The following is a 23,467-nucleotide window of genomic DNA, read 5'->3' on the forward strand; positions in this document are numbered from 1 at the left end:
GGCTCTTTTTTAAGACTATCTACGGTCAACGAACGACTCAATTTTCAAAGTTGCTCTTCTGTTTGCCCAATAAACATATTCAAGGGCTCCTTTCTTCGTTCTGAACCTTCTACCGTTTACGTTCCAACGTACTTTTATCCTGCGGATAGTTGATGGTGTTCTGAATGCATCATACGTAATTCCAGTAATTCCTGTCTCTTTTTTAATCTTGACAACTTCGATATATACCCCATTCTGTTCAACATTAGGATAGTATGATGACAGTAAGAGGTTGTTGTTTGGGTCAAAGATTTCAAAACGGACAAAATCTTTGTTATTCAACATAATGTGGAGCAGTTCTGATAAATTGAAATTCCAATTAAGCCCTATGTTTTTTACCTCGTATTCCTTATATGTTATAATTCCGATATTCATAGCTGTTGTTTTTAAGGGCTGTCACCATTTAAGGCGATAGCCCGTGATTATTTAATTAAGGTTTAAGATTTCCGCACCGTCTATTGCAAAGGCAGTGCATAATTCAAATGCTTTCTGTGATTTGATTTGAGCCGTTCCACCCATTACAATACTTTGTAACTTGGCTTCATCGTCTTTGTAATTGCGTACATTCTGATAGTAGCCTGTCACTGCATTGTACGCTCCGAACAAAGTTCCTTTGGTGGTGTCCATTTGTTGGGTGTCGCTTGTCATAGCGTAGGCAAAGGCATCCTGCACCACATTTTTGAACACGGTGGAAACTTCATCTTCCGCACCCTTTTTAAGCAAATCCAATGTTTCCTTATTCGGGCAAAGAGCTAATTGGATTAGTTTTTTTACTTCTCGGTCAGTTACCTTTACTTTAGCCCAATGGTTGAATATTCCCTCTAACTGTGTACTTAAGGTATCTGCCAAGCCCATAAGTTTGTGGGCATTTTCCAAATGCTGTTTTGCTCCCGAAGTATGTTTGATGCGTACCACGTTGCTCATATTACGAAGCGAGGCGTTAAGGGTATTTTGGCAAACAATGCGGATAGGGGTGAAGGCTGCTGTTATGCTTCCACTGCCATCATGCGAAGTGGTTAGGAAAATGTACTTTTCTGTAACGTCATCTCCATTGCCTACACGGATATAATCGGGCAGTTTAGCTGTGATAAATATGCGTTCGCCCTGTCCCAATGCTCCTGCGGTTTCATACATTATTCCCTCGCCACCGCCTACAATTGCATCAAAGAAATTGAACGCTTCACGGTTTTGTACGATGTGATAATCTTTACCTACTACACCCAATATGGCATTGTTATCGGTGCGCATATTGGCAAAGTAATTGGGAACGTGCAGTTCATTATTGCCTATCTCTATACCGTTTGCCGTTTCAATAATGCCCGAACCTTTTGTATAGAGGGGTGTTTTAATGACTTCATAGTCTAAGCCTGCGTGTTTTATGGCTTCTTCGCTTGTTGGGTATTGCTCTACAATTTGACCTAAATTGTGCCACGCCTTTTGCTGAACGCTGAAAAATGAATAACGCCCTGTACTCTCGTTGAAATTGATATTATGTGCCATGATAAAATGATTTAAAAAGTTTAAAAATTGTTTGAAAACCTGTAGTTAAAATGGGAGGTCGTCCTTTGTATCGTCATTGTTATTTACTGTAGGAGCTTGTACCGCATCTGCTTTTTTACCTCCCCCGTGCAGTTTGATTTGCGAGGTGTTGAAATTCAGTCCTGCGTGCGGTTGTCCGTCACTGCCTGTCCACGCTCTTGCGCTCACTTTGCCTGTAAGTTCTACCACCGTACCTTTTGTGAGTATCTGCGCTACTTTTGGACTAAGCCAGTATGCGCAGTCGAAATACGTTGTCTGCTCAATGCGTTCGCCCACTTTGTTTTTGTAGCTGTCATTGATGGCTACCGAAAAGTTTACTACTGTTTTGCTGTTCGACACGTTGCGTACCTGCGCATCCGCTGTCACTCTTCCTGTGATGTTCATAATTTCTACGATTTTTAGTGATTAATTTTTTTTTGAAATTTTATTCGGCAATGAGAGGAGGTGCTGTTTTGTTTCATCAAATCCATTTTTAATATTTTACTTTTCATTGCTGACATTTTTTTTATTCGTCTAAAGAGCCGGAGTATGCTATGTTTTGTTTCATGAGCATAAAAAGGTTAGTGTTTAGCAATAGCAAGGCTTTGACAAAAAATACAACCCGGATGGGTGGAGATTTTTTGTCAAATCCGCAGGACCCGGCCTTGCTATTGCGTTAAGAACACGGAATTACCTTTGCTCCTGAAATAAGACAAAAGCATACAGGTTCTTTGAATACAAAAATGAAGGGGAAGCAACGAAGAGATTGGGAAATGGTTCTAATGATCAGAAAATTTCATCAATATGACAAAATCTCTAAATCGATGTTTAAGATTTTTTTTAAAAACTACTGTTGATAGAGTTATTGATTAATAATATTAGATGCAGTTACAGCACAAGTAGTGGGTGCTGATGTTGTTATACGGCTAAATAACTACATAGTTGTTCACTAATATTAAGTGTTCGCGTTTTCGTGAACGTAAGCATAACGTGAACATGATGAATGAGCAGACAAATGCTATATCTCTGATGATGATTCAAAATCATCCTTCAGGAAACCTCACAATCATTATTGGTAAAATTATTGATTAATCTATTTATTATATTTTGCATGATAGGCTAATTCACGTGCGACACGATAGGCTAATTACAGTACAGCACAATAAGCTAGTTTATGTTTTACTTCATATTTGTGTACATACATCCCTATTATGGAAGGCAATGGCAGGATGGCAAGATTCCTAATGAATGTGATGTTGGCCTCTGGAGGATTCCCTTGGACTGCTATTCCTGTTCAAGAACATGATTCTTACATGGCAGCTCTTGAAAGCGCAAGTTTGGGAGTTGATATAGAGTTCTTTATAATATTTTTTTCAAGACTTGTAAGTGAAAGCTTAAAGGGGAAACCAGTCGCAAGAATATAAATAGTTATGCGTCATTATAATTCTCGAAAAAAAATCAGCTCTTGTTTGTAGACTTGTTTTTGTTCAAAATCATAAGTGATTTTTCTGAATGCATCAGGCATTTGATTAGACCAAGAACTTCACGAATCCAATGCCTATCTATTAAACTATTAATATCGATTGCAGCATTGTTTTTTGAATTGTAATCAATGGAAAAACTAACTATATATCTTTTGACCAATAATAGTCAGACGCTTTAGCTTTAATTATGATTTTTGAAAAAAATATTGAAGCATTCCAATTTATTTTAGCTTCTAACGCTTTAACATCTTAATGATTCTTCCATTTAGACTTAAATGGTTTAATTATGTTTTGGATTTCTTTGATGTTGTCTTGAATCATAATTACTCTTGTTAAATATCTAAACGTGGAATGCTTTCTCCATCAATTCTTGTTCGCTTCTGGGGATCCCTATCTCTTTAGCTATTGTTCTCCAGTTGCTTGTTACCTTCAGCACTTCCTGTATAATGGTTTCCATTTGTTGTTTGTTTAGACGAAAATATTCTCCGACTTTTTTTGCCAATTCAAAATCAAGATCATTGTTATCGGTGTCTATGTTTAAGGCTAAACCGTCTTTGTCGATAGAGGGATTCAGGTCATAGGCCGGGGATAGTATCCAGCCTTCCTTGGTTAGTATGAATCCGTGATTTCTTAAATGGTCATCTGTGTTAGAAATGGTAATATTGAAGATTATTCTGCGCCATAGCTGGTGTAGATTTGCTTCTATGTTTGTGCCATAATTGCTTATGAATTCAGCAATGTCCAGATAACTTGCGTGATTGTCACGAATTATATCTTCATTATTCGCTGTCATGGTCATTGCAGAAGCAAAGTGAATTCTTTCTCCGTTTTCCCGGTCAAAACGTTTTGTAAAAAAGGTGTGGTAGTTACCCATTATTTTTTCTATACGACAGGGAGCCATTTCTATTCCGGCATTTATTGCCAGTTGATAGGCTAGGAATTCCCAAGCTGCTTTATCTGTTGTATCTGTTTTAGATGGAAATTTGGCAATCCAAAGACTTTTATCGGCATCCAAGACATTGGCTTTTGGTCTTGCTCCACCTAATGATGAACCGGGTGCCATTAAAACGGATAACCATTTTTTTACTTCATCATTATCATCGTCATTTTCAAAATTAGCCGCTGCGTTTTGCAATTCACGAATGGATGACCATGGTGGAGTAGAAGCTGTTTTATTGTTGTCCAGAAAATCTCCTTCGGGGTTTGTTTTAAAACGCAATGCTCCCATACGGCTTTCATCGTATACTCCTAAAAGAAAATCAATATCGTATAGCGTTTTAGGTTTTTCATTATTTTCTCTTGCTAACTGAGCCTCTCTTCGTTTCATTAGTGTACGTCCCCAAGTATCGGGCATGCTGTCTAGGAATATTCCAAAGTTTTCTTTCTGGTTTGGGTATTGTGGACCACCATATAATTGAATGTCCGGGTCGAGTATAAATTTTTGTTCTGATTTAAGCCACTCGTTATCGTATTTAAAGCTGAATGTTTTTTTACTTTTGGCTTGTTGTGCCGATAGTATACCAATGATTTTTGGTTCAGACATTTCTTTCCAATGTGCGTAAACGTATATGTCGGTTTTGTTGGTGGACATTAGGAATGGTTTTGGTTTTTGATGGTTAGGGTTTAATTGACTGTACTCATTATGACACTATTATTTTAAGAGTTCAAGATCCTGGAGTTTTCTTCCCAGTTCATCATCTGCAGCGAGTTTTAAAAAATCATCCTGAAGCCCTAATACTCTTAGCACATTAAAATAAGCACCAATAGCAACGCTAGGATTACCTTTTTCTATTTGATATAAAGTAGTCCTAACAATATCTGCTCTTTCTGCTACCTGAACAGCAGTTAGCTTTCTTCTTTTCCTAGCTAGTTTTATGTTTTCTCCCATCTGCTCTAATGTCATTTGGTGCTTAGGAAAAACGGTTTGTTTTTTTCTGTTCATTGTTTTAAATGTTCATTATTATGAACAAAAATAGTATTTATGTTCATAATAACAAACATTTTTGTGTTTTTTTATCTTTAAAAGCTAGGACTGTTCGATTTTTTATGACTATTTGTTTTAATTGCTGTTTTTAAGAATTATTGGTTTAACTGTATATAATTATAATAGTACCTCCAATGATCATAACAACACCTATAATTCCAAGAGGACTTATCTTTTCATTCAAAAAAAATACTGATAAAATTATAGCGATTGCAACACTTATTTTATCAACTGGCGCTACCTGAGAAACTTTTCCAATTTGTAAAGCTCTGAAGTAAAATATCCACGAGAGTCCGGTTGCTATTCCTGATAAACATAAAAAAATCAGATTTTGCTTTGTTAATAAATGAATAGTATTGGTACCTCCTCTAAAAAAGGCAATTCCCCAGGCCAGGATTAGAATTATAACAGTTCTAATAGCAGTAGCTAAATCGGTATCAACTCCTTTGATTCCTATTTTAGCAAAGATCGCAGTGAGCGCCGCGAAGAAAGCAGAAAGTAAAGCAAATATCCACCACATAATTCTATTTTTAAATTTAACTTAACATCATAAAATGGTTGGCTAAATTTAAGACTAAGTTTTAGTTTTTTTACTAGGGTATTAAAATATTTGTAGTTTTCATGTTGTTAATCAAAAAAAAATAAATGGAATTTGAAATGATTCCATGCTATTTAAAATGTTATTTCAACATTGAATAAGTAAAAGGAGTTTACTTATTCAGGATAAATTCAGATTTACTGTATTATTTTGGCGTCATAAATTTTTGATATGCGTTATTTTATAATAAGCCTTTTTCTTTTGTTCTCATTTACAGCTGTTGCACAATTGTCTATTGTAAAAGGCAAAATCACCGGTAAAGTGATTGACTCCGAAACAAAATTACCTATAGAAATGGCAATAGTCAGTATTTATAGAATAGGAGAGACCAGCGCTTTTTATGATTTGAGCACAGATCGAAATGGTGTTTTTTCAATTGATAATCTTTTAAATGGCGACTATCGTATCACTATAGATTTTATAAGCTATCAAACGTTAGTCTTAAATTCTGTAATCATAAAATCTACAGCTATAGCAGTAAATCTTGGCAATGTTTTACTTGTCTCATCGTCCAATGAACTTGATGAAGTAAAAATAGTTGCAAAGACAGCAACGCTGCAAAATAAGATTGATAAAATGGTTTACAATACTTCCAATGATCTTACAAGTCAGGGGGGAATTGCCACTGATGTTTTGAAAAAGATTCCTATGGTCAGTATTGATATTGATGGCAATGTAGAATTACAAGGCAATACTAATATTCGTTTTTTAATTAACGGAAAGTCATCCAGTATATTTGGAGCGAGTGTTTCAGAAGCATTACAGTCCATACCTGCAAGTCAGATTAAAAGTGTAGAAGTTATTACAAGTCCAGGGGCCAAATATGATGCTTCGGGTACGGGAGGAATTATAAACATTGTTTTGAAGGAAAGTAAAATTCAAGGAATTAACAGTAGCATTAATTTATCAGCAGGTACGCGTTTGGAAAATGGTTCATTTAATTTAAATGCACGCAAAGGAAATTTTGGGGTTGGCATTTATTTTAGTGGCAACAAACAATTAAAGACAATAACAAAAAGTTCCAGCGACCGTGTATCATACAATATTGCTAAGGATAGTATTGACAGATTGTATCAAAATGGGGTGAGTCCTTTTACAAGAAGCGGGTATCAAACAGGGGTAAATTTTAATTGGAGCATAACTGAAAAAAATGAGTTAACGGCTACTTTGGGTTACAATTATTTTGCAAATAATACATCGGGAATGATATCGCAAAATCAAATATCATCTTTATCTGACGGAACAATTTTTTCAGAGATAATCAGTGAAAGAAATGCTACCAGTAATTTTAAAAATAAAGCAACCGACTGGAGTTTAGGTTATAAAAAAGCTTTTGAAAAAGAAGATCAGGAATTAAATGTATTAGTTACTTCCAGTTATGGCAGAAGTGCCAATGGTGCAGGACAACAAACCAGTTATCAAGACGCTGCTTATTCTACATCAGGACTGCAAAGCACTAATCCGGGCCAAGATCATCAAGTAGAGTTGTCTTTAGATTTTGTGCGACCTATTGTTAAAGGATTTACATTAGATATCGGATCCAAGATAGCATTAGAGGATATAAATAATAATGTGGTTACCGATACTTTAGCTGTTGATGGCTCTTATGTAAATAATCAGGGGCAAACTTATGGTTTTAAATATAAGCGCAATATTTATGCAGCTTATTTATCAAGCACTTTTTCTTTATTTAGTAATTTTTTATTGGGTAATGCGGGCTTGCGTTATGAGCGTACCAATACTACAGCTAATTTTGTTGGAGTTACTATACCTGATTATAATATTTTTGCTCCATCCTTTACTGTTCAACATCAGTTTAGTGATGATAACTCTATAAAGTTTGCTTATAATTATCGTATAGAAAGACCTGATTATGAAGAGCTTAATCCTTTTTTTAATATTAGTGACCCTCATAACATCAGTGTTGGGAACCCTTTTTTGAAACCTGAAATAAGTAACAGATATGAATTTGGATACAATAAAAATTTCAAAAACGGAGTAAATCTATATCTCTCAGGATATTATCGCTATAATACAGATGATATTCAGCCTCTGACAACATTTCATTCTACACTAACCATTAATGGAACTGATTATGCGGATGTAACACTGACACAACGTTATAATATTGGTTCTCAAACCAATATTGGAGCAAGTATTTTTGGGTCAATATCGGTATATGAAAAATTAAACTTAAGATCAACTATTGAATTTGGAGAACGAACCAATACAACACCCGGTCTTGGGAGTGTCAGTGGTTTTGCCTATAGGGCTAATTTAAATTTAAGCTATCAGTTTCAACCCACTATGATGGGGGAAATTTTTGGAAACTATCGGTCTTCTCAGAAAAATCTAAGAGGAGAACGCCCGGCATCTTTTCTTTACAATATAGCTATGAGAAAACAGTTTTTGAATAAAAATGCAAGCGTAGGAATCACAATGACTAATCCTTTTAGTAAATACCTGAATCAAAGATCAACCAGTTATGGAGAAAGTTTTAATCAATTAAATGTTAAGGAAGTGCCTGTTCAATCTTTCGGTATTTCCTTTAGTTATAAATTTGGAAAGCTTGAATTCAAAAAAGGAGAATCAAATGAAAGTAATGGACAGCCGGAACCGGCATTTTAAGGATAGAAAACGGTTTTAAATAAAATCAATTAGCACAAAATACAGAATTAATTCAGAATTGATTTTATACTTTGTGTTGATTTTAAAATTTTTATAATGAAATACTTGTGTGTACTCGCAGCATTGCTGTCAACTCATTTTTTAATAGCACAAAACAGTGTAACAGATACCATTGTGGTGAAAGACACAGTACAAAATTTGAAATTTAATTATAAACAATTAATTATTCCGGGTGTATTAATTGGGTATGGATTTATAGGTCTTAACAGTGATCAGCTCAAAAGTTTTAACTCTGAGATCCAAGAAGAAGTGAATGAGCATATCGATAACAAGGTTACGATTGATGACTTTGCACAATACGCGCCAGCGGCAGCTGTTTATGCACTAAACGCATTTGGAGATAAAGGAAAAAACAACCTTAAAGACCGATCAATTATTTTAGCAAGTTCGTATCTTATGATGAGTGTTACAGTTCTTGCTTTAAAAGATATTACCAAGGTAGAAAGACCAGATGGTTCTTCTAATAATTCGTTTCCTTCCGGGCATACTGCGACTGCTTTTGCCGGAGCTGAGTTTCTTTGGCAGGAATACAAAGATAAGTCCGTTTGGTATGGAATAAGCGGCTATATTGTGGCTACAGGGACGGGTATTTTTAGAATTGTCAATAATAGACACTGGCTGACCGATGTGGCTGCTGGAGCGGGGATAGGAATACTAAGTACGAAAGTGGCGTACTGGATTTATCCTTACGTCAATAGAAAACTTTTCAGAACTAAAGCTAAAGAAAACAAGGTTTCTTCGATGATAATGCCTTATTACAACGGAAAACAATTGGGTTGCGGTTTAGTGATGCAATTCTGATAACACTTATTTTAACAGTATCAATTTTATTTCCTTCTGGATCTTTACCGGATTGTAAAAACATTAGATTTTTTTATAATTATAAATTAATCTGAATCCTTTTATTTTGTGGATATTGAATTATCTTACATATTATAAGTGCTTTTCATTTTTAAAAACAAAGCACAATAAACTCGGTAATACTACTAAGAGCAAAGGCATAGCGAATATAAAACCGCCAATTACAGCAATAGCCAGTGGCTGATGCAATTCTGATCCTGTTCCAATTCCTATTGCCAAAGGTAATAAAGCGATAATAGCTCCTAAAGCAGTCATTAATTTTGGTCGTAATCTGGTTGAAATAGAATAAATTAATGATTGATTTACATTTGCGGTAATCACGAAAGTTTCCCGGAATTGTAAAAAAGTAAATATAGCATTTTCACTGATAATTCCAACAATCATAATAATTCCGGTGTAGCTTCCGACATTTAAAGCTGTTCCAGTTAAAAAAAGCAAAATATAGCTTCCGGAAATTCCTAAAACAGAGATCAAAACTATAATTATTGCTACTTTAAAATTTCTGAATAAAAATAAAATAACACCAAAAACCAATAAAGAGGAAGCTATTAAAATCATTAATAGTTCTTTGAAAGACTGTTGTTGTTCTTTGTAAGCTCCAGCATATTCGATATAATATCCATTGGGAAGATGAATACTATTTGACACTTTGGTTTTAATTTCCTGCATCACACTTCCTAAATCCCGATTATCTAATCTACCCGTTACAACACTCATTGTTTGAAGGTTCTCTCGTTCTATTTCGGCCACTCCCTTTTGCAGATTTATAGCTACAAGACTAGTAATGGGTACAGGTTGTCCTGTAGGTAAGAACAATTGCAGTTTTTTAATATCTTCTAGACTCCTTTTTTCAGAGTATGGATAAATTAATCGAATGGGAATTGTTTGTTCATTTTCTAATAAATTACCAATAACATTTCCTTCTAATGCGGTTTGCAGTTGAAATTGCAAATCAGTTGGCGATATTCCAAATTGTGCCAATTGGGAATATTTGGGCGTTATGTTTATCGATGGTCCTGCCAAAATAATTCCGTCAAAAACATCGGCAGTTCCTTTTACTTTCTCAACAATAGCAGTAACCTGTTTTGCTATTTTGTGCAATTCAGCTTGATTGTTTCCGTAAATTTTAACTTCTATCGGTGCCACTGAACTCATCAAATCGCCCAACATATCACCAATAACCTGACCAAAATCGATACGTAAAGCAGGTTGCGATGCTTCTACTTTTGCTCTAATTTCATCAATAACATCATTACTGGTTTTGTTCCTGTCTTTTTTTAACTGAATTAAATAATCACCAAAATTGGGTTCGGTAATAAAAAATCCCATTTGGGTACCTGTTCTTCGGCTGTAGGCTTCTACCTCCGGAATTTGAATTATAATTTTTTCTACTTCATTGAGCATTCTGTTCGTTTCTTCCAATGATGTGCCTGGAGGACTTTCATAATCAAGAACAATGCTGCCTTCATCCATTTCCGGTAAAAAACCAGTTTCTAAATTGGGTATTATAAGTATAATTGAAAGTAGTAAAACAACACAAAAAGCAATACTGATTATTGGTCTTTCAATGAAATAAGCCACCCAGTTTTGAGTTTTTACTTCGTGGATTTCGCTTGGTTTCTCAGTCACTGTTTTTACTTTTTCTTTTTTGGAAAGCAATAAATAAACTACAGGCAGTAACAACCATGTCACAAAAAAGGAACACACCAAAGTAATAATCATTGTATCTGTTAACACCTTAAAATAAGAGCCTGCCACGCCGCTCATTAATACAAATGGAAAAAAAATAACGATGGTACTTATCGATGAACCCACCATTGCAGGGAATAAATAGTGAATTGCTTTTTGCAAAAGAATAACAGTGGGTTCATCTGGATGTTCCTCATGAGTTCTATGAATTTGTTCGACAACTACAATTGCATCGTCAATAATCAAACCCAAAGCCGCAGCAATTGCTCCAAGTGTCATAATGTTGAAAGTTTGTCCCGTGAGATACAAAACAATCAGGGTGAGACCCAAAGTAACGGGAATAATTATCAGAATTGTGGCACTGGCTTTCACCGATTTTAAAAATAAAACGGCAACAATCATGGCTAAAAATAATCCAATGAGTAAACTATCTGTAACGCTTTTTACAGCATCATTTACAAAATTAGCTTGTTCATAAAAAGGCTTGATACTAATACCGCTTGGAAGGATTTTTTTTAAAGCTTGTACCTTATCATTCATAGCACTCGAAAGTGAAATCAAATTAGAATTGGGTTGTTTTATAACTGCTACAAGGACGCTTTCTTTACCATTGGCATTTACTTTTATATATTCTTTGGCTTCCCGAATTTCTACCGAGGCAATGTCCTTTAGAGTAACAATACCTTTTCCGTTGTTGCGAATAACCAGATTTTCTAATTCGTCTTTTTTATCGACTTGCGCATCAGTAATCGTTAGATAGAGAAAGCGGTAATCAGCCAAATATCCATTAGATTTAATAAAATTTGTCTCATTCATTACTTGAGTAATGGCATTTGGCGTAATGCCCAGAGCAGTCATTTTATCAAAATCTAAGGTTAACCAGTATTCTTTTTCTTTACCGCCAATAATTCTAATTTCAGAAACACCTTCTATTTGGGATAAAAAAGGTTTAATGGTCAAGTTGGCAATTTTTTTGAGTTCAATGGCCGATTTTCCTTTTCCTTCAATGGCATAGCCAATTACGGCAAGAATTGATGGGTTCATTTTCTCGACCGTAATTTGTGTATCCGGAGGAAGGTTATTTTTTATCTGATTGATTTGTGCTTCAATTCTTGTTTTGCTCAAATCTATATCAGATTTCCAATCCATAAAAGCCGAAATCTCGCAACTTCCTCTACTTGTTGTACTTCGAATGGTTTTTAAATCCTGGACTTTTTTTATAGCATTCTCCAGTGGTTTTGTAACGGTAATCATCATTTTGTCGATAGGCTGCTGGCCTGCATCGGCAATGATTTTTATTTTTGGAAAGGTAATCTCGGGAAATAAGCTGGTCTGCATTTTAGAATAAGCAAAAAAACCGCCCAAAATTATAAGGAAAATAATGGAACTCAGACCATTTTTATGTTTGACAAAAAAAGTATTCATCTTGATTCGTTTTTAACAATTTTGACTTTTATTGTATCTCCAACTCCATAATTACCCGTTAGCAGTATTTTATCTTTACTTGATAAATTCGGAGAAAGTATTCCTACTTTGTCTTCGGTTTCAATTCCTTTTTTTACAGGGATTTTTATAGCAGTGTTGTTGTTAATCATCTTCATTATCCAGAAATTGGTTTGAGTTTCATCACTCAAAACAGCTGCTTTAGGTACTGAAATACTTTTAGAATCAGACGCTTTATTTACCCGAACTTTTACAATTAAATTCTCTGGAATATCTTGTTTACCATTTATTTTCAAAATCACATTTTGGGTTTGCGAAGTGGCATCAACTGTAGGAGAAAATTTTTGCACTGTCGCCATTCTTGTAGAATCATCAGGTAAAACAACACTTAACTGCTGACCAACCGAAATGTATTTTTTTAACTCAAAAGGCAAACTCAAAACAATTGCAAAACTTTTAGAATCATTTATAGTCACTAAAGCATCACCATCCTGCACATAATCGCCTTGCTGCACATTGACCATCGTCACAATTCCACTGGTGTTCGAAAGTACTTTAATTGCTCCGCCAAAGCCCAAAGTTGGATCTATTTTATTAATGGAATTCCCTAGCACTTTGGCCTCACGTGATTTTATCGAAAATAATTCCTGACCATTGGCTACAAAATCATTGGTTGCCACATTTACAGAATTCAAATAGCCCGTTGTATTGGCTTTAATGACATTTTTCACCAAATAAGTAGCCGTTGCATTTAGGTCGATATAACTTTGCAGATCTGTGGTATCAATTGAGGTTAAAGTTACAGGAACGCGAACATCTGTTGGCGTTTCGACGGATGGATTATCTTTACAGGAAATAAAAAAAACTGTAATTAGCAGACAGATAGAAAATGTTTTTTTCATTATGTTAGTCATTAGAAATCCAATAATTGATTTCGTTAATAAGCAGCAGTTTGTTGATTCTGTTTTGGGAAACTAAATTATTGAGCGTTATAACATTTCCAATTGCAATAACAAAATCGGTGATTTGGGCATCACCGGACAGCAATAATTTCTTGTCCGCTTCTATAAGTGCATCGGTTATTTGAAGTTGAGATTGCAATTGGTTTCCGGTATCCACCGTTTGCTTCAATTTCTGATTAAGCATCAGCAATTGTTGTTGGTATTGCTTATTGAAATGGCTTTTATAAGCCAAATTAGTGGCTATGGCCTGTTCGTTTTTTTGATGTTGCAATGATCTTTGATTTCCATCATAAATGGGAATTGACAAACTTAATCCAACACTAAAACCAAAATTTTTATATGGCTGATACTCAAAACTGGATAAATAACCCGCGTCGCCAAGCAAGGCCAATGTTGGCCTATATACGTTATCAATTAGCTTACTTTGATTGACAATTTTCAGACTATCAACTTCAAATTGCTTGAAGAAAATAGTTCTTTCAGGATTTGAAATCGTTTTTAAGTTAATATCCGGTTTTGTCAAATTCACAAAAGTGGTATCGGTCTCGCCAGACAAATAATTCAGTATTCCTAAATCATTTTGATATTGTTGCTTGAGTTGCAAAACTTGTAATTCTTGTTGCTTTACCGTTGAAAGAAAAATTAAATAATCGGTTTGCTTATAAATAGAATTTTGGGTTAACTTTTTCAGTGTATTAGCACCGTTATTGAGCAGTGTAATCATTTTTTGATTATAGACTATTTGTTCGGCGCTTCCGTAAGCTGTAATATATTGGTCGATGATTACTTTATTCAAATCTTTGAGAGCGATTCTTTTATTTAAAATCAAACTCTCTTTTAAAATTTTGAAGCTTTCCGCCTGTGAGTTTGCAATATTCTTACCAATTATTTTTTGATTAATCCCTACCAAACCAGATACGGATTGTCCATTAGTTATAGCGGTATCATAACCATATCCGTTTATAACCGGAGCATAATTTGCATTTAGGTTTGCGGATATTTGAGGTTTATAGTTCGATCTGCTCAATAAACTATCTATAGCAGCAGAACTTATTTGGTTGTTGAAATCGGAAATTAAAGGCGAATTGGTTTGTGCCTTTTCAATAAAATAGCGTAAGTCTTTTTCTTGCGAAAAAGACCTTATACTTAGCAAAACAAAAATGAGGCAAATCATTAATTTCATAGAATAAGTTTGCATAATTTTTTTAAAACTATTTGGCATTATTTTCAACAACCAAAACCATAAAGGAATTAGGTATTAGACTTGCACGAGGCTGTGGATTCTCTTTTGTCGGTTCAGGTTTTATGCCAAAATCTGCAGTAGGCAAATACAATTGATGCGTAGTTTTGTTCAACGCAATTGTTCTGGCCCCTTTTTGCGTTTTTACTGTTTCAAGAACTGAAAAGGTATTCGCATTTTCTTCTTTTACAACTGTAATTGTTCCTTCGCCATTTGAACTAAAAATAAGTTTCTTTTCGGGATCAAATACAACACCATCACAACCTTCTCCAATGGGTAATGTTTTTATAATTTTCCCGTTTGATAGATTCACAATAACCATCAAATTATTGCTGCAAACCGAAAACAATCGGTTAGTTTCCGGATCTATTGCCAATCCGGAAGGCTCATCTCCCGGAGCAATACTCCAGGATGCTGTAACTTCTAATTTATTTGCGTCTATAGTTTTAATTTCGTTTTTATCTTCAATATTAACATAAATCAAACCTTTGGTGTCAGTTACCGAAAATTCAGGTTTCCCACCCAATGGAATAGTTTTTATAATCTTATTTGTATTAGCATCAATAACCGTTGCATCATTGCTTTTGGCATTGTAGGTTAACACTTTTTTAGAAAACTGATCATATAAAATTGCATCGGGTTTTTGGCCTTCGATGGCTACTTTATCGATTAATTTAAATGTTTTTAAATTGACAATGGTAACCGAATTGTCTTTTCCGTTGCTGATAAATGCTTTGTTCAAATCATTGGCAATTGCAATGCCGTGAACTCCTTTGGTATCTGGAATTGTATTTATGGTTTTATTGGATTTTAAATCGATAACATTGACAATGCTTCCGTGAGAAACAAATAAATGCTGATTCACCTGATCAACGGCCAGATAATCCCAGCCTTCATCACCTGAAACATTTATTTTTTGTGATACTTTATACGTTTGGCTATAACTATTAGAAATAAAAGCAATAATCAGAAACAATAATATTGTTTTTTTCATTTTAAAAAAATCAGAAGTTAATTATATTTAATTTTACACGAACGAGTTATCATCCTATTTTAAATCTACTTAAAATGGAAACATTACTGTACTGTAGTTAGATGCAAGATCAACTGTTTATGGGTATATTATTTCATTAAAAAAAAGGAAAAATTATTCTTTTATGGACATGCCGTTTTCTTTAAAAGCAAGGCTTTTACTTTTCATGCCTTTTTTTAAATCTACTTCATAAATAGTTCCGTTTTTAGAAGTTTCAGTTTTGTCCGCCTCAACAATTTTCCAATCACTATATTTTGATTTTACAGATTCTAAAACTGCTTTTGGTAAATCGACAGCTTTAATCTCTCTTTCCGTTTCCAGCCAGGTTCCATCGTCTGAAAAATTAGCAGAAATCTTGCTTCCTTCAAAGGTGAATTCTGCTTCCCATTCTTTTGGACCTTCAACTCCCCAACTCACTTTTGTTGCAGTAGGAAATTTTTTAGCGAAAGCTTTTTTTACTGAGTCAGGTGGAGTTTTTGCAAATGCACAACTGCAAACCAATACAATTGAGATAATCATTATTAATTTTTTCATCGCTGTTAATTTTAAATTTATAAAAATCAAAGTTGCAAACCGATTCTGTAGGAAGTTTGAATTTTTTAAAATTTAACGCTAAAGCTGTGTAATTGGTTCTCAAATGTATACTTGATTTCCCATTGATTGATTTCGACAATTTTTTTGATTATCGCAAGACCAAGGCCATTTCCTTGAGAGGAAGGATTTATTTTAGAAAAACGATTAAATAATTTCTCGATTGCCAATGGTGCAGATTGTCCTGTATTGAGGAATGTCAATTGGTTGTCTTGAGTACGAATGATTATTTTTCCATTTTTCTCATTGTGCCGAATAGCATTCAAAAATAAATTATTGATTAACACTTCTGACAAGGCAGGATTTCCTTTAATGGTAAGGGTAGAGGTGAATTCGGTTATAATGCGGAGGTTTTTTGCTTCAGCCTGTTCCGTGAAAAAATCCAGATGTCTTTCGATGTAGTCATTTAAAATAATGGTGCTTTTTCCAAGGTATCTTTCGTTATCAATTTTAGAAAGCAACAATAGGTTTTTGTTAAGTCTGTTAAGCCTGGAAACATCATTATTGAGTGAACTTACCACAGAAAGCTGTTCTTTATTCAGTTCCAATTGAAGCAAAGTGTCAATTTTGGTTTGAAACAGTGCTAACGGAGTTTGTAATTCATGTGCGGCATTTTCAACGAATTCTCTTTGGTTCTTATAAATGACTGTATTTTTTTCAATAAGTCTTTCAAGGCTTTTATTTAGTCGATCAAATTCATCGATATCGGTGGGTATAAAAAGAGGAGGATTGCTTTTATCGATTTCAAAATCCTCTATTTGAATTAGTGTGTTATAAAAAGGTTTCCAAATTTTTGCAGCAGTTATTTTGGATATTCCAATGATTCCGATAAGCAGCATAATAATCATAAACAGAAATATAACTGCTACATTTATCACCATTCCTTCCATTTCGACAAGATTAATCTTTTCTGTATAAGTATATCGTTTGCCATTGATATCCACCGGTGCATAAAGTACACGAAATGGTTCTTTGTCATTAGCAATAGAATCAAATAACATTTTGTCAACAATGGAATCTTTATTTACTCCCATATCAGCAAAAATCATTATATTATGATTGTATTTGTGCCAGGATTTAATATCTTTTTCTGTAAAATCGGCATGGATTTCTTTAACAAATGCGCCCTTGTGGAACTGCAATACTTCATCAGTTTCATGAATATAAAGCCTCTGGCTGATGAAATAAAATAATGGTGCTGCTATTAACAGCGTAATAACAGCAAAGATAAGAAAGCTGCCAGTTGTTTTTTGAAGTAGTTTTTTATTACTCATTTTCCCATTTGTATCCTAAACCGTAAATTGTTTTTATATAGTCGCCACTTCCGGCAGCATGGAGTTTCTTTTTTAGATTCTTTATATGGGCGTATATAAAATCATGATTGTCGAGCATGTCAGCCATATCGCCGGAAAGATGTTCTGCTATTGCACCTTTGGATAAAACCTTATTATGGTTGCCAATTAAAAACAGCAGTAAATCTATTTCTTTTTTGGTCAGATCCAGTTTTTGGTTATTGACAATTACTGTTTTAGATAAAATATCAACATTAATTTCATTGAAAATAATACTGTTATTTCCTTGAAAATTCTTGCGACGGATGAGTGCCTGCATTCGGACTAAAAGTTCTGAAAGATGAAATGGTTTTGTCAGAAAATCATCTGCGCCAAGATTAAAACCTTCAATGCGGGTGTCTAAAGTTTCTTTTGCTGATATAATGATAACACCTTCGGATTTGTTTTTGTTTTTTAATTCTCTCAAAATGTCAAATCCGTCGCCATCAGGAAGCATTAAATCCAACAATATACAATCGTAGTCATAATTCTCAATTTTTATAAGGGCTACGGCATAATTTTCAGCGGTTTCACAATGAATGCCATTAGTCTTAAAATAATTTTTAATACTTTGAGCAATTTCCTGCTCATCTTCTATAATTAGAATTTTCATAGTGCAATTTACAAATCAATTTTGAAGAAAAACTGAATATTGTTATAAATGAAATGCTTTGTTTAAATGTCTTTAAGAAATGTAAATTCAGTAAGAATTCAGAAAGAATTCAGAATTGAAGGTTTCTTTTGCAAGCAATTATAATGTCTTGCCAGGTATTCCCCAAATATGAAAAAAATTCAGTTCACAAAACCTCTTATTAATTTCCTTTTAATCGGTTTGCTAATTCTTACTGTCAGTCGGTTTATTTTGTTTTTTTTCTTTAGAAACCGTGTTGTAGAAACCCAAGATTACGGTTATATTTTCCCTATTGGATTGCGGATGGATCTCATCGTTTTGTGCTACCTTCTTTTTTTGCCTTTGGCTTTAATTGCTTTGGTGCCAGATTCTTTTTTGAAGAAAATTCAAGGTTTTTTGACTGTATATTTTATTCTGTTTTTGACACTTATTCTGTTTATGGAATTGTCAACGCTTGATTTTATTAATGAGTATGATACCAGACCCAACAAACTATTTATCGATTATCTGATTTATCCAAAGGAGGTTGTTGGAACATTATTGAAAAGTTATCTCTCGTCTATTTTTGTTACTGTAATTATCTTGGCGGGATTTTTTTATACTTTAATCCGTTACAGAAAACCGCTTTTTGGAATTAGAAATAACAAATATAAAACGAAGTTAGCACTGTTTCCTTTAGTTGCTTTTTTTGTGTTTTTTGGAGCAAGGTCCAGTCTTACTTCCAAACGACCTGTTAATGCCAGTAATGCAATTTTTTCTACAGACCATCTTACTAATTCTCTTGGTTTAAATTCGTTTTACACCGTTGCTTTTGCTTTATATTCAATAAAAAATGAAAGTAATACAGAGAAAATGTACGGGAAAATGAATTATGCCGAAGCCATTTCGAGGGTAAAAAAATATATGGATGTAAAACCAAATGAGTATACAGATGATTCTATTCCATTATTGCACATTCACAAAACAAATGAGGTTATAAATAGACCTTACAATATTGTAATTATTTTAGAAGAAAGCTTAGGTGCAGAATATGTAGGTTCATTAGGAGGATTACCATTGACGCCGGAATTTGACAAACTGACAAACGAAGGAACCTTATTTACCAATTTATTTTCAACAGGAACGCGCAGCGTACGTGGTATCGAGGCGGTTGTTACAGGTTTTTTGCCCTCTCCATCAGAAAGTGTCGTTAAACTTAACAATTCGCAAACCGATTTCTATACAATTGCTTCGTTGCTGAAACAAAAAGGATATGACACCAGTTTCATTTATGGCGGAATGGCCAATTTTGATAATATGGGTTCTTTTTTTAACGGGAATGGTTTCGATAAAATTATTGATGAGGATGATTTTGATCCAAATAAATCTGCATTTCTAGGAACTTGGGGCTGGTCAGACGAAGATGTAATGACAAAAGCCAATAAATATTTTAAAAGTCTGGGCAATAAACCCTTTGTTTCTTTAGTATTTTCATCTTCCAATCACGAGCCTTTTGAATATCCTGAGGGAAGAATTACCCCTTACGATAAGCAAAAGAATACGGTAAATAATGCGATGAAATATGCTGATTATTCGATTGGCCAATTTTTTAAACAAGCAAAAAAAGAAAAATATTATAAGAATACTATTTTTCTTGTAATTGCCGATCATAATACCAGAACCTATGGAAAACATCTTGTACCTATACATAAATTTCATATTCCGGCTTTGATTATTGGTCCGGGAGTTCCAAAAGGAGGAAAATACAATAAACTCTGCAGCCAGATTGATATACAGCCCACTGTATTGAGTAGAATTGGAATGGATACCGAAACACCAATGTCAGGAAGAAATTTGTTCGATTTATCTGATTCGTTTCAGGGACGTGCAATGATGCAATTTAATGATATTAATGCCTTCCGTGTGGGGAATGAAGTGGTTATTATGCAGCCAAATAAAAAACCTTTGCAATTTCATGTCGAAAATGACTCTGTCTTTACGCCGAAAAAGCTTAATGAAGATTTGGCCAAAGATGCACTGGCTCATGTAATAACCCCTTTCTATTTATACGAACAAAGAAAATACAGGCTTAAAAGTAAATAAGTCCAGCCTTTTTTCTCTTTGTAAAAAGAATTTTCGCTTAGTTACTATTATAAAACAGCATCAATAGACAAAATAATTTGATGACAGCAACCTTACTAATATTATTCATTTGCAGTTATTTAGCCTTTTCAATTAGCGCTATTTGCGGAGGCGGTGCAGGCTTAATGCTGATACCTATTTTGGGACAGCTTTTACCCGTGAGCAGCGTACCAGCAGCCCTTTCAATTGGTACGTTTACCAGTTCGGGCTCCCGATTAATTTTATTTCGAAAAAATATTTGCTGGCCTATCGTCAAATATTTTGTTCCAGCTGCTTTACCAGCTGTATGGTTGGGAGCTTGGTTGTTGAAATTTGTAAATCCTGTCTATTTAGAAATTGCAATGGGTCTTTTTCTAGTCAGTAATTTGACATTTTTGTTCCAAAAGAAAAAAGAATTAAATAAAACAGAACATCCGTCGAATTTTGTACTGGGTCTAATCGGTTTTTCAGCAGGTTTTTTATCGGGTCTTACAGGTGCTGTTGGATTGTTATTTAATCGTTTTTATTTGCGATACGGATTGACCAAAGAAGAAATTATAGCAACAAGAGCAGCAAACGAAATCATCTTGCATCTTGTAAAAATCGTGCTGTACTTTTTATTTGGCTTGATTTCTATGAAAGTAATTTACATTGGTGTAGTAGTCGCATTTTCTGCAGTTCTTTCCAGTTGGTCAATGAAATGGATTTTACCCAAATTAAGCGAGACTTCATTTAAAAAAATAGGATATTATGCCATGACACTTTCAGGTTTTGTGATGCTTTCGCAATCAAGTTCTGACTTATTAGCCGCCAATGACGGAAATTTAGCTACTAATTCTAAAAACAAAGGAATAGAAACCAAACTGAAATGGCAAGACTCTCATTTTGCTCTTGAATTTACGTATAATGAAGGTTTTGAATTTGAACAACTCATCCCAATTACCGACTTGACAAATGAGCAACAAAAAATAGTCTACAGTAAAAGGCAATCTGCGGATGAAATTGTAATAGAAGCAGTATATGTAATTGGTTCAAAATCCTATGAAGCCTACTTTTTTAAGAATAATCAATTGATTCAGAAAATAGATTTCAAATAGATTTGATCCGATATTTTTAAAATGAGCAGGTAACAGGAATTGTATCCAATATGCAATAAATAATCCTTTTAGTATAATAGCCTGATGAAAATTTCACAATCAAATTAATTGTAAAAAAAACAGAGCTTAATTTAGTGCAGAGTCTTATTTGTATATCCATTCTAAAGTCAGTGTCATCAAAAAAAGCGATTCTAAGCTGTTAATAATTAAAAATAAGCATTGACAGTAATAAAACAAACGCGTGTTCGCTTGTTTGAACTGCCCAAAGAGGCATGTTCTGGACAGGCGGGCATTCAGCCCACCGCTAATGGTTTCGCCCTAAAATCGACTTTAAAGAAATTGAGGTGTCCGCCTTAAATTAAAAGACAAAAAGTCATTTCCTGCTATACACGGAATTATATATTTCTCTATTTAAATGAAATTTTATTAGTTGTTTCTCTTTTTTTCTCGTCAATGATTTTCGTATATATCTGCGTTGTCTTTATGTTTTTGTGCCCCAACATTTTAGATACAGTAAAAATGTCGGTACCTGCTGCCATCTGTAATGTTGCATATGTATGGCGAAAGCAATGAAATGTAATGTGTTTTTCAATTGATGCGTCGTTAACCCATATAGGAAGCAACCGGTCTACATCCCATTTTTTTAAATCATAAAAGACTCTCTTAGTTTGTGCCTCTTTTTCACCTAAGTACTCGAACGCTTCCTGGGAAATAGGAAGAGTTACCGGTCTGTCCGTTTTTTGCTGCTTAAATCTAATGTAATATCCTTCGCTTTTACTGTACTGCACTTCTTCCCATGTAAGTTTTGCAATGTCGGAATAGCGTATTCCTGTTAGCAGAGAAAACATGCAGACGCGTTTAACAATCTCTTTTTTGCATGGTGTCCTAAACAGCCTTGAAGCTTCTTCCATAGTTAGGAAATTTCTTTGGGACTCCTGTTCCTTGATGCTATCAACCGCAGCATTAATATCAGTTTGCAGTAATCCTTTCTTATAAGCTTTTCGAAGGGTGGCCTTGATCTTGTTAAAATAGGATAATGCAGTGTTTTGAGCCAAAAACTGGTCTTTTTTCTTTAAACATTTTGCCTTCAAAATGTATTCCCTGAAGTCCTCAATAATTGTTACATCAATTTCCTGCATTAATATGTCCTCGTTCTTAAGAAACTTTTCAAAGTGGATAATTGCATATTTCCAGATTTCAGCGTTATTGCCAGTCTTGATTTCTGCTGTCTGTTTTAGATACTGTAGAAATGATTTTTCTCCTATTTCCTGCAGACGTAGCCGCTCTTGTTCAAATGGTGTATAGATTTGTTGTTTGTTCAATTCATTAAGTCTATTTGCACAAATCATCTCGGCTTTGTGTAAATTTTCTGAATTCATTGCTTTATCAATATTATTTTTTGGTTTTGAAACCAGATACAAACCTAAATACTCTCTGCGTGAAAATTCACGAGTTTTACCGTTATAGATTGGAGGAAAAAAATCTAGGTATAATGTAATCTTCCCACTTGGTAGCGTCCTTTTTCTAAGCGTAACATTTATATTTTTCATCTTCCCACAGCATTAAAAATTATATCAATATCCTGTTTGGCTACACAGGTGAATTTTCCAACGGAATATTTTACTATACCCTGCCGTTGAATCAATAGATAGAGTGCTCCTGAAGAAATATTGTACTTCTGCTGAATTTGCGTAATAGTATAGCAATTGTCAAAACCAGGAAATTGCTGTCCAGTCTTCAACGTAACATCCTGAATTGGAATAGCAAAGAAAGCTTCAAGGTCGCATCTGCGGATAACTGTTCGTTTGCCGAACTTTGCAATGTCCAGATGTCCATTGTTAACTAACCTGTAAATGGTACTCCTGCTGATCCCGAAAAGAAGGCTGGCCTGAGTAATTTTTAGAAACTCAAGCGGTTTTATTTTTTCCAAATCGGTATTCAAAAGCTGAACGGTTTCGTTATTGCTTTTTTCTACTTTTCCTTTACGCACCAGTGCTTTATAGCCTCTACTGTTGCAAATGGGTGAACAATACCGCGTTCGTGTTGTTCTGGCTGTGAACTGTTTTTTGCAGTGCTCACAAATTCTGATAACCTCAATTTTAGAACTCATAATGTGATCTATTTTGTATCCCATTGTGTCTATGTGTGTCAGATTGTGTCATCATCTCACCAAAAAAA

20 protein-coding genes are annotated in these 23,467 nt (G+C 34.4%); 5 read left to right on the top strand and 15 right to left on the bottom strand.

The window, feature by feature from the left end:
* Nucleotides 1-15 precede the first annotated feature (15 nt).
* Genes DOS84_RS11200 through DOS84_RS11210 form a run of 3 tightly spaced genes read right to left on the bottom strand, consistent with a single transcriptional unit; the run spans nt 16 to nt 1,962 of the window.
* Nucleotides 16-414, bottom strand: coding sequence for a hypothetical protein (locus DOS84_RS11200; protein WP_124020637.1), 399 nt, complete (start codon nt 412-414; stop codon nt 16-18).
* 51 nt (nt 415-465) lie between these two features.
* Entirely contained in the window at nt 466-1,539 is a 1,074-nt protein-coding gene (locus tag DOS84_RS11205; protein ID WP_111410206.1) for a DUF932 domain-containing protein, read from the bottom strand.
* 45 nt (nt 1,540-1,584) lie between these two features.
* The gene (locus DOS84_RS11210; RefSeq protein ID WP_111410207.1) at nt 1,585-1,962 is read right to left on the bottom strand and encodes a single-stranded DNA-binding protein; all 378 of its coding nucleotides are present in this window, start codon (nt 1,960-1,962) and stop codon (nt 1,585-1,587) included.
* A gap of 785 nt (nt 1,963-2,747) precedes the next feature.
* On the opposite strand from DOS84_RS11210, the gene DOS84_RS11215 reads away from it, so the two are divergent.
* Nucleotides 2,748-2,981 carry a hypothetical protein gene (locus DOS84_RS11215; protein ID WP_207802052.1) on the top strand — a complete coding sequence of 78 codons (234 nt, stop codon included), beginning with the start codon at nt 2,748-2,750 and terminating at the stop codon, nt 2,979-2,981.
* A gap of 400 nt (nt 2,982-3,381) precedes the next feature.
* Here the strand turns inward: DOS84_RS11215 and DOS84_RS11220 are convergent, their stop codons facing one another.
* From DOS84_RS11220 to DOS84_RS11230, 3 genes are all read right to left on the bottom strand, one after another.
* On the bottom strand, nt 3,382-4,632 hold the full coding sequence (locus tag DOS84_RS11220) for a type II toxin-antitoxin system HipA family toxin (RefSeq protein WP_111410208.1): 1,251 nt from the start codon (nt 4,630-4,632) through the stop codon (nt 3,382-3,384).
* Between the two features lie 60 nt (nt 4,633-4,692).
* Nucleotides 4,693-4,983: a helix-turn-helix domain-containing protein gene (locus DOS84_RS11225; RefSeq protein ID WP_111410209.1), complete on the bottom strand. Its 291-nt coding sequence runs from the start codon at nt 4,981-4,983 to the stop codon at nt 4,693-4,695.
* Between the two features lie 145 nt (nt 4,984-5,128).
* The gene (locus DOS84_RS11230) at nt 5,129-5,545 is read right to left on the bottom strand and encodes an EamA family transporter (RefSeq protein WP_100844436.1); all 417 of its coding nucleotides are present in this window, start codon (nt 5,543-5,545) and stop codon (nt 5,129-5,131) included.
* Nucleotides 5,546-5,794: 249 nt separating this feature from the next.
* On the opposite strand from DOS84_RS11230, the gene DOS84_RS11235 reads away from it, so the two are divergent.
* Together DOS84_RS11235 and DOS84_RS11240 are read left to right on the top strand one after the other, a co-directional pair.
* Nucleotides 5,795-8,251: a TonB-dependent receptor gene (locus DOS84_RS11235; protein ID WP_111410210.1), complete on the top strand. Its 2,457-nt coding sequence runs from the start codon at nt 5,795-5,797 to the stop codon at nt 8,249-8,251.
* 96 nt (nt 8,252-8,347) lie between these two features.
* Entirely contained in the window at nt 8,348-9,112 is a 765-nt protein-coding gene (locus DOS84_RS11240; protein ID WP_111410211.1) for a phosphatase PAP2 family protein, read from the top strand.
* Nucleotides 9,113-9,244: 132 nt separating this feature from the next.
* Here the strand turns inward: DOS84_RS11240 and DOS84_RS11245 are convergent, their stop codons facing one another.
* From DOS84_RS11245 to DOS84_RS11275, 7 genes are all read right to left on the bottom strand, one after another.
* Nucleotides 9,245-12,286: an efflux RND transporter permease subunit gene (locus tag DOS84_RS11245; RefSeq protein ID WP_111410212.1), complete on the bottom strand. Its 3,042-nt coding sequence runs from the start codon at nt 12,284-12,286 to the stop codon at nt 9,245-9,247.
* The gene (locus DOS84_RS11250; protein ID WP_165830423.1) at nt 12,283-13,206 is read right to left on the bottom strand and encodes an efflux RND transporter periplasmic adaptor subunit; all 924 of its coding nucleotides are present in this window, start codon (nt 13,204-13,206) and stop codon (nt 12,283-12,285) included. The genes DOS84_RS11245 and DOS84_RS11250 overlap by 4 nt, the downstream gene beginning before the upstream one ends.
* Before the next feature lie 4 nt (nt 13,207-13,210).
* The gene (locus DOS84_RS11255; protein WP_165830424.1) at nt 13,211-14,449 is read right to left on the bottom strand and encodes a TolC family protein; all 1,239 of its coding nucleotides are present in this window, start codon (nt 14,447-14,449) and stop codon (nt 13,211-13,213) included.
* A gap of 28 nt (nt 14,450-14,477) precedes the next feature.
* Entirely contained in the window at nt 14,478-15,500 is a 1,023-nt protein-coding gene (locus tag DOS84_RS11260) for a YncE family protein (protein ID WP_111410215.1), read from the bottom strand.
* Between the two features lie 153 nt (nt 15,501-15,653).
* A complete protein-coding gene (locus DOS84_RS11265) occupies nt 15,654-16,073 on the bottom strand; it encodes a PepSY-like domain-containing protein (protein ID WP_111410216.1) in 420 nt (139 codons plus the stop codon).
* A gap of 65 nt (nt 16,074-16,138) precedes the next feature.
* On the bottom strand, nt 16,139-17,404 hold the full coding sequence (locus tag DOS84_RS11270) for a sensor histidine kinase (RefSeq protein WP_111410217.1): 1,266 nt from the start codon (nt 17,402-17,404) through the stop codon (nt 16,139-16,141).
* A complete protein-coding gene (locus DOS84_RS11275) occupies nt 17,397-18,074 on the bottom strand; it encodes a response regulator transcription factor (protein WP_111410218.1) in 678 nt (225 codons plus the stop codon). The genes DOS84_RS11270 and DOS84_RS11275 overlap by 8 nt, the downstream gene beginning before the upstream one ends.
* 168 nt (nt 18,075-18,242) lie before the next feature.
* Between DOS84_RS11275 and DOS84_RS11280 the strand changes: the two genes are divergently transcribed.
* Both DOS84_RS11280 and DOS84_RS11285 read left to right on the top strand, forming a co-directional pair.
* A complete protein-coding gene (locus DOS84_RS11280) occupies nt 18,243-20,174 on the top strand; it encodes an LTA synthase family protein (RefSeq protein ID WP_111410219.1) in 1,932 nt (643 codons plus the stop codon).
* Nucleotides 20,175-20,254: 80 nt separating this feature from the next.
* Nucleotides 20,255-21,289, top strand: a complete 1,035-nt coding sequence (locus DOS84_RS11285) for a sulfite exporter TauE/SafE family protein (protein WP_111410220.1) — start codon at nt 20,255-20,257, stop codon at nt 21,287-21,289.
* A gap of 407 nt (nt 21,290-21,696) precedes the next feature.
* Here DOS84_RS11285 and DOS84_RS11290 read toward each other — a convergent pair whose 3' ends face one another.
* Together DOS84_RS11290 and DOS84_RS11295 are read right to left on the bottom strand one after the other, a co-directional pair.
* Nucleotides 21,697-22,839 (bottom strand): tyrosine-type recombinase/integrase, encoded by a 1,143-nt coding sequence (locus DOS84_RS11290; RefSeq protein ID WP_111410221.1) that lies wholly within the window; start codon nt 22,837-22,839, stop codon nt 21,697-21,699.
* A complete protein-coding gene (locus DOS84_RS11295) occupies nt 22,836-23,399 on the bottom strand; it encodes a helix-turn-helix domain-containing protein (RefSeq protein WP_243636369.1) in 564 nt (187 codons plus the stop codon). Before DOS84_RS11295 ends, DOS84_RS11290 begins: the two co-directional genes overlap by 4 nt.
* Nucleotides 23,400-23,467: the final 68 nt, after the last annotated feature.

It is taken from the genome of Flavobacterium aquariorum (assembly GCF_003254745.1).
In the GTDB taxonomy this organism is placed as follows: Bacteria; Bacteroidota; Bacteroidia; order Flavobacteriales; family Flavobacteriaceae; genus Flavobacterium; species Flavobacterium aquariorum.